8 protein-coding genes are annotated in these 7,167 nt (G+C 43.7%); all 8 read left to right on the top strand.

Features of this window, described 5'->3' with window-relative positions; all coding sequences use genetic code 11:
- Window positions 1–343 precede the first annotated feature (343 nt).
- The 8 genes from BMSHG_RS06870 to hisIE are packed head-to-tail and all read left to right on the top strand — an operon-like array spanning window position 344 to window position 6,804.
- On the top strand, window positions 344–1,522 hold the full coding sequence (locus BMSHG_RS06870) for an ATP phosphoribosyltransferase regulatory subunit (protein ID WP_019153699.1): 1,179 nt from the start codon (window positions 344–346) through the stop codon (window positions 1,520–1,522).
- Window positions 1,523–1,524: 2 nt separating this feature from the next.
- Entirely contained in the window at window positions 1,525–2,169 is a 645-nt protein-coding gene (gene hisG / locus BMSHG_RS06865; RefSeq protein ID WP_019153698.1) for an ATP phosphoribosyltransferase, read from the top strand.
- Window positions 2,170–2,187: 18 nt separating this feature from the next.
- Entirely contained in the window at window positions 2,188–3,453 is a 1,266-nt protein-coding gene (hisD, locus tag BMSHG_RS06860) for a histidinol dehydrogenase (RefSeq protein ID WP_019153697.1), read from the top strand.
- A 14-nt stretch (window positions 3,454–3,467) separates the two neighbouring features.
- On the top strand, window positions 3,468–4,055 hold the full coding sequence (hisB, locus tag BMSHG_RS06855) for an imidazoleglycerol-phosphate dehydratase HisB (protein WP_019153696.1): 588 nt from the start codon (window positions 3,468–3,470) through the stop codon (window positions 4,053–4,055).
- Window positions 4,056–4,682, top strand: coding sequence for an imidazole glycerol phosphate synthase subunit HisH (gene hisH, locus BMSHG_RS06850; RefSeq protein ID WP_019153695.1), 627 nt, complete (start codon window positions 4,056–4,058; stop codon window positions 4,680–4,682).
- Complete coding sequence (gene hisA, locus BMSHG_RS06845) at window positions 4,679–5,407, top strand: 1-(5-phosphoribosyl)-5-[(5-phosphoribosylamino)methylideneamino]imidazole-4-carboxamide isomerase (RefSeq protein WP_019153694.1); 729 nt, start codon at window positions 4,679–4,681, stop codon at window positions 5,405–5,407. The genes hisH and hisA overlap by 4 nt, the downstream gene beginning before the upstream one ends.
- The gene (gene hisF, locus BMSHG_RS06840) at window positions 5,408–6,166 is read left to right on the top strand and encodes an imidazole glycerol phosphate synthase subunit HisF (RefSeq protein WP_019153693.1); all 759 of its coding nucleotides are present in this window, start codon (window positions 5,408–5,410) and stop codon (window positions 6,164–6,166) included.
- On the top strand, window positions 6,163–6,804 hold the full coding sequence (hisIE, locus tag BMSHG_RS06835; protein WP_019153692.1) for a bifunctional phosphoribosyl-AMP cyclohydrolase/phosphoribosyl-ATP diphosphatase HisIE: 642 nt from the start codon (window positions 6,163–6,165) through the stop codon (window positions 6,802–6,804). The genes hisF and hisIE overlap by 4 nt, the downstream gene beginning before the upstream one ends.
- Window positions 6,805–7,167 lie beyond the last annotated feature (363 nt).

Genomic DNA, 7,167 nt, shown 5'->3' with positions numbered 1-7,167 from the left:
ACTTTCTCTAAGAATGTGCTCAACTTATGTCACATGAGCCCTTCATGAGACAAACTTCCTCTAAGAATGTGCTCAACTCATGTCACATGAGCCCTTCATGAGACATACATTCTCTGTGAATCTTCTCAACTTATGTCACATAGGCCCTTCATGAGACATACTTTCTCTAAGAATGTGCTCAACTTATGTCACATAGACCCTTCATAACAAATACATTTTTTTAGGAAAATGATTCTTAAGATTTTGTTGACGAAGTGGTGTGAGAGGAGTAAACTACTAATAACTTCAATTTGCTAATACATTAGCGAACTAAAGCGAACGGACAGAAAAAGGTGGGAATTGGATGAGTCAGCTGTTTATGTTTGAGAAGCCATTAGGGATGAGAGATACATTGCCTGAACTATATGAAGCAAAGAGTCAGGTCCAAAATGCGATTGAATCAGAAATGAAACTGTGGGGCTATCAATTTATGGATACACCTACATTAGAATATTACGAAACGGTTGGAGCGGCATCAGCGATCCTTGATCAACAACTATTCAAGCTCCTTGATAATCAAGGCCATACATTAGTTTTACGCCCAGACATGACCGCGCCGATTGCGAGAGTAGCAGCTTCTAAGCTTTTGCAAAAGGATTTACCTTTAAGACTAGCGTATTCAACGAGTGTATTCCGTGCTCAGCAGCGAGAAGGCGGTAGACCTGCAGAATTTGAGCAAATCGGAGTGGAGGCGATTGCGGATGAGTCGGTCAGTGCAGATGGAGAAGTGATTGCTTTGATGGTTTCTGCTTTACGAGAAGCTGGAATCAAAAGCTTTCAAATTTCAGTAGGACATATCGGTTTTGTGAAGGAGCTGTTCCAGCAAATTTTAGGTACAGAGGAAAGAGCAAGAGCACTGACGAAGTTTTTATACGAAAAAAACTTTGTAGGGTATCGGGAACATGTGAAAAGCTTAAATCTTTCTTCCATCGATAAGCAACGTCTACTCGATTTTTTAAAACTTAGAGGTGGAGAAGAAGTCATTGAGCAAGCTCTTCGTTTAATAGAAAATGAAAAAGGAAGAGAGGCCATTCTGAAGTTAAAGCAGCTTTGGGACATTGTCGTCGATTACGGTGAAGAGGCTAATCTGAAGGTTGACTTAACACTCGTTAGCCATATGAGCTATTATACAGGAATTTTATTTGAAGTTTATGCCGATAAGGTTGGATTTCCAATCGGCAATGGAGGACGCTATAATCTTCTTCTTCAGAAATTTGGCAAAACGACGGGTGCGACAGGATTTGCCCTGCGCTTAGACCGGATTCTTGAAGCATTAGGCGAATTGAAGCGTGAAGCGAACACTCACTGTATTTTATTTAGCGGAGAAAGACGAAAGGAAGCCTATCAATTAGCGAGAGATAAACGAGGTCAGGGAATTAAAACCCTTTTACAAGATATTAATGGGGTTGAAAATCTCGATGCTTTTACAGACCAGTTTGCTGAAGTCGCCTTTTTAATTGGAAAAGCGGGAAAGGGGTCTTGAAGATGGAAGATATGATTACGATTGCGATGCCAAAGGGAAGGATCTTTGAGGAAGCGGCAGAACTTTTACGGCAAGCGGGTTTTCAGCTTCCACCAGAATTTGAAGATTCACGCAAGCTCATTATAGATGTAGAGAAGGAGCGTTTTCGCTTTATTTTAGCAAAACCGATGGACGTTCCCACTTATGTGGAGCATGGAGTCGCTGATTTGGGAATAGCGGGGAAGGACGTCATGCTGGAAGAAGAAAGAGATGTCTATGAATTGCTAGACTTAAAGATTAGCCAATGCTATTTGGCGGTTGCAGGACTTCCGAATACGAAAATGAATGATGTAGCTCCAAAGGTGGCGACGAAGTACCCGAATGTCGCTGCTCGCTATTTCCGAGAGCAAGGGGAACAGGTTGAAATCATTAAACTGAATGGTTCGATTGAGCTTGCTCCATTAATTGGACTTTCTGATCGAATTGTCGACATTGTTTCAACAGGAAGAACACTTGTGGAAAATGGTCTTGTGGAATATGAACGAATCATTGATATTACATCTCGGTTAATTGTTAATCCAGTGAGTTATCGCATGAAAGATGAGCGTGTCAATGAACTGGTTGAACGACTGGCAGAAGTCATTCAAAGCAAAGTGATAGAGTCATAGCGAAAGGATGTAGTGGTAATGAAAATCGAGAGAGTAACTGAATCTCTTTCTATCAAAAGAAGTGTCGATAATGGAACGGACGAGCAGCTTCTGGCAGTAAAAGCAATTATCGAAAATGTAAAGGCCGAAGGAGACGGAGCGATAAGACGATACACCAAACAGTTCGATGGAACGATTCTCGATTCATTCACGGTAACGATTGAGGAACTGGATGAGGCCTTTGCTGATATGGATGAGAAAATGATCGCCATCATGCAGGAAGCGGCTGAAAATATCCGCACTTATCATCAAAAGCAATTACGCTCATCGTGGATGACGACAGAGGAAAATGGAACAATTCTTGGGCAAAAGGTCACACCTCTTGATTCAGTTGGAGTGTATGTGCCAGGGGGAACGGCAGCCTATCCTTCGTCGGTATTAATGAATGTCATTCCCGCTCAAGTAGCAGGAGTCGAACGGATTGTGATGGTTACTCCACCTAATAAAAATGGCAAGATTCCAGCATCAGTATTAGTGGCAGCACATTTAGCAGGGGTGAAGGAGATTTATAAAATGGGGGGAGCGCAAGCGATTGCGGCACTTGCCTATGGGACAGAATCGATGCAATCTGTTGATAAAATTACAGGTCCAGGAAACATCTATGTAGCTCTCGCTAAGCGTGAGGTTTATGGGGATGTCGATATTGATATGATTGCTGGCCCAAGTGAGATTGCGATACTCGCTGATGACACAGCCAGAGCAAATGAAGTGGCGGCCGATTTATTATCACAAGCCGAGCATGATGAGCGGGCTTCAAGTGTGTTGGTGACAACCTCTGAAACATTGGCGCAAAATGTTGCAGCTGAAATAATCAAACAGCTAGTTGACCTTCCAAGAAGAGATATTGCAACTAAAGCAATTGCTGATTATGGAGCAATCTATATCGCTTGTGATATGGCTGAAGCCGTGAAAACGATCAATGAGTTGGCACCAGAGCATCTTGAAGTGATGACAGAAAACCCAATGGATTTGCTTGGGAAAATTAAACATGCAGGAGCGATTTTTCTCGGGCGGTTCAGTTCTGAGCCAGTCGGTGACTATTTCGCTGGCACCAATCATGTGTTACCGACCAATGGAACGGCGAGGTTCTCCAGTCCATTAAATGTAGAAGATTTTCAAAAGAAATCGAGCATTATTATGTATAGCGAAGCTGCTTTGAAAGAAAATGGGGCAAAGATTGCGACCTTTGCACGACAAGAAGGCTTAGAAGCACATGCCCGTGCTGTCGAGGAACGTCTGAAATAATGGAGGATGACATAATGGAGCGAATTGCTAAGATTACCCGTAAAACAAATGAAACGAATATCGAGTTAACCTTGAACATAGATGGACAAGGAATTTCTAATCTAAAAACAGGCGTCCCTTTTATGACCCATATGCTTGATTTATTTACAAAGCACGGACAGTTTGATCTCACCATTCAAGCCAATGGCGATACAGAAGTCGATGATCACCATACGACGGAGGATATTGGAATTTGTCTTGGACATGTACTAAAGGAAGCGTTAGGGGATAAACAAGGGATCAAGCGTTACGGAAATGCCTTCGTACCGATGGATGAGGCGCTCGCACAAGTAGTCGTTGATTTGAGCAATCGCCCACATTTAGAAATGCGGGCAGCGTTTCCAAGTCAAAAAGTGGGAACGTTTGATACGGAGCTTGTTCATGAATTCCTTTGGAAGCTGGCATTAGAAGCGAGAATGAATTTACACGTTATCGTTCATTACGGTCAAAATACACACCACATCATTGAAGCGATTTTTAAAGCATTAGGACGAGCGCTAGATGAAGCGACGACGATTGACCCACGAATCAAAGGAATTCCCTCAACAAAGGGGATGTTATAAATGCTTGGCATTATTGATTATGGCATGGGGAATTTGTTCAGTGTCAGTAAGGCATTGGAACGACTCGGGGTCGACTATTTTGTTTCAGAAGATAAAGACGAGCTTGCGGCAGCAGATGCCCTTATTTTACCAGGTGTCGGTTCCTTTAAAGACGCCATGGAACGGCTTCATGAAACGGGCCTATCTTTGATGATCCAGGAATATCGAAAGCCGCTGCTCGGCATTTGTTTAGGAATGCAACTCTTATTCGAACAAAGTGAAGAAAATGGGTTAACGAAAGGGCTCGGGATTCTCCCAGGAGAAGTCATTCGTTTTTCTGGTGAAAAGGATGGAAAACCCTATAAAGTTCCGCACATGGGGTGGAATCGTTTGCGTTTTATGAATCGTTCACCTATTATTCGTGAGACGGAGGAGGATTTCGTCTATTTTGTCCATTCCTACTATGTCAACACGGAGGAACGAGAGGTTGTTATCGCAAGCTCAAACTATGATGTTGAGGTACCGGCAGTGGTTGGGAAGGGCAATGTGTATGGGATGCAGTTTCACCCTGAAAAAAGCAGCAGTCTCGGCATGCGTTTACTGCGCAATTTCACACAATTAACGAAGGAAAGGACGATTCAACCATGACATTTACGATATATCCAGCCATTGATATGCGCGGCGGGAAATGCGTCCGACTTCTTCAAGGAGATTATGAGAAGGAAACGGTGTATGGCAATTCTCCATTTGAAATGGCACAGCGCTTTGCTAAACAAGGGGCAACTTGGATCCATATGGTTGATCTAGATGGGGCAAAGGATGGCAAACGAGTGAATGAGCAATTTGTGTTAGAAGCGGCAAAGCTGAAGGCAAAGGTTCAAATTGGCGGGGGCATCCGTACGGAAGCTGATATTGTTCATTATCTTGAAGGCGGCGTGGAGCGAGTTATTATCGGGAGTGTGGCGATTTCGAATCCAGAATTTGCGATCGAAATGGTGCGGAAATACGGCCGCAAAATTGCGATCGGGCTTGATGCAAAGAACGGCTATGTCGCAACCCATGGATGGCTGCAAACGTCAGAAGTGCAAGCCGTTGATGTTGGAAAAAGATTGGCAGATGCTGGAGCGGAAACATTTATTTTTACCGATATTGCGACAGATGGAATGCTATCTGGTCCTAATCTTGCAGCAGTTAATGAGCTCGCTCTTGTGACAAAGAAGGAAGTCATCGCCTCAGGAGGAGTAAGTCAGTTACAAGATTTATCAGCCCTACAGGAATGCGAAGTGAATGGCGTGCTTGGCGTGATCGTCGGAAAGGCTCTCTATGAAGGAAAGTTTACTTTGCCAGAGGCGTTACAGGAGGTGCTAAGCTAGATGCTTACGAAACGCATTATTCCCTGTCTTGATGTCAAAGAAGGTCGGGTTGTCAAAGGGATTCAATTTGTCGAGCTTCGCGATGCTGGCGATCCGGTAGAATTGGCTCGTTTTTATGATCAACAAGGGGCGGATGAGCTTGTCTTTTTAGATATTTCCGCTTCCCATGAAGGAAGGCAAACTATGGTGGAAGTCGTAAAAGAAGTGGCGTCTGAATTGGCGATTCCTTTTACCGTTGGTGGAGGCATTCATTCTTTAGACGATATGAAAAGAATTTTGCGGGCTGGAGCGGATAAGGTTTCATTAAATACGGCAGCTGTTCTGCGCCCTACTTTGATTACGGAAGGTTCTAATTTTTTTGGAGCCCAGTGCATCGTCGTTGCGATTGATGCGAAATACGATCGAGAACTTGGTTCGTGGAGAGTGTATACCCATGGTGGCAGAAATGCGACAGATTATGAGGTCATCGCATGGGCGACAGAAGCGGTGCGGCTCGGAGCAGGAGAGATTCTGTTAACGAGCATGGATTGCGATGGCGAAAAAGATGGCTTTGATTTGGCTCTTACGAAAGCCGTTAGTGAAGCGGTCACGGTTCCGGTCATTGCCTCTGGAGGGGCAGGAAATGCTGAACATTTTGTTGAAGCTTTTAGGGAAGGGTTAGCAGACGCAGCGTTAGCGGCTTCGATTTTTCATTATAAGGAAACATCGGTTGAAGAAGTGAAGACATTTTTAAAAAGTGAAGGTGTGAATGTGAGATGAATATCGATAACTTAAAATTTGATGACAGAGGTCTCATTCCAGCAATCGTTCAGGACGCCACTACAAAGGAAGTTCTCACTCTTGCTTATATGAATCGAGAGTCTTTAGAGAAATCAATTGAAACGAAAGAGACATGGTTTTTCAGCCGCTCCCGTCAGGAGTTGTGGCATAAAGGAGAGACGAGCGGAAACACGCAGACGATTGCCGAGATTAAATTTGATTGTGACCAAGATGCTCTTGTTGTACTAGTGCAACCGAAAGGACCAGCCTGCCACAATGGGACAACAAGTTGTTTTGTGGAAGGCGTGTTTGGAAATCATGCGGAGTCTACGAGCAATCTAGCGGATTATCAAATTTTGCAATCATTGCAGGAAGTGATTCATCTTCGTGAAAGGGAACGTCCTGAGGGGGCGTACACGACGTACTTATTTGAAAAAGGCGTCGATAAAATCCTTAAGAAAGTAGGAGAAGAATCAGCCGAAGTCATTATTGCAGCGAAAAACCGTGATTCTGAGGAGCTGAAATGGGAAGCAGCCGACCTGATCTATCACTTGTTAGTTTTGTTAGAAGAACAAAAGTTACCTTTTTCAGAAGTATTGAAAGTGCTGCATAAGCGGCATGAAGGTGTCGAGAAATAAATGGGCCAAACTCTATAGGTTTGGTCTCTTTTTTATAGCTCAATGTAGGTCGATCTGGGCGAAATCCGCAATAAAGCCCTAAACCCCCGCAATCATTGCTGAATCTCCCGCAATAAAGCCCAAAACGCCCGCAATCATTGCTGAATTACCCGCAATTAACTCAGAAACCCCCGCAATCCCGGCTGTAAGTTCGATCCTAACACATAATATAACCGACTAGATGCCCATTCAAGTTGCAAAGTCTCGCAATTTTTACTGGAAGCTATGCAATCATCAAAAAAACTGCGCTATTCTTGTTCCGCACCCATAATCTTCAATTTTTGGTAGTGCATATAGGGGAGGAATCAAGGAAACACCCTTACC

The sequence above is a fragment of the Robertmurraya massiliosenegalensis JC6 genome, from assembly GCF_000311725.1.
Taxonomy (GTDB): Bacteria; Bacillota; Bacilli; order Bacillales; family Cytobacillaceae; genus Robertmurraya; species Robertmurraya massiliosenegalensis.
The sequence above is the reverse complement of the archived record's forward strand: the minus strand, read 5'-3'. Positions and strand labels throughout refer to the sequence as shown.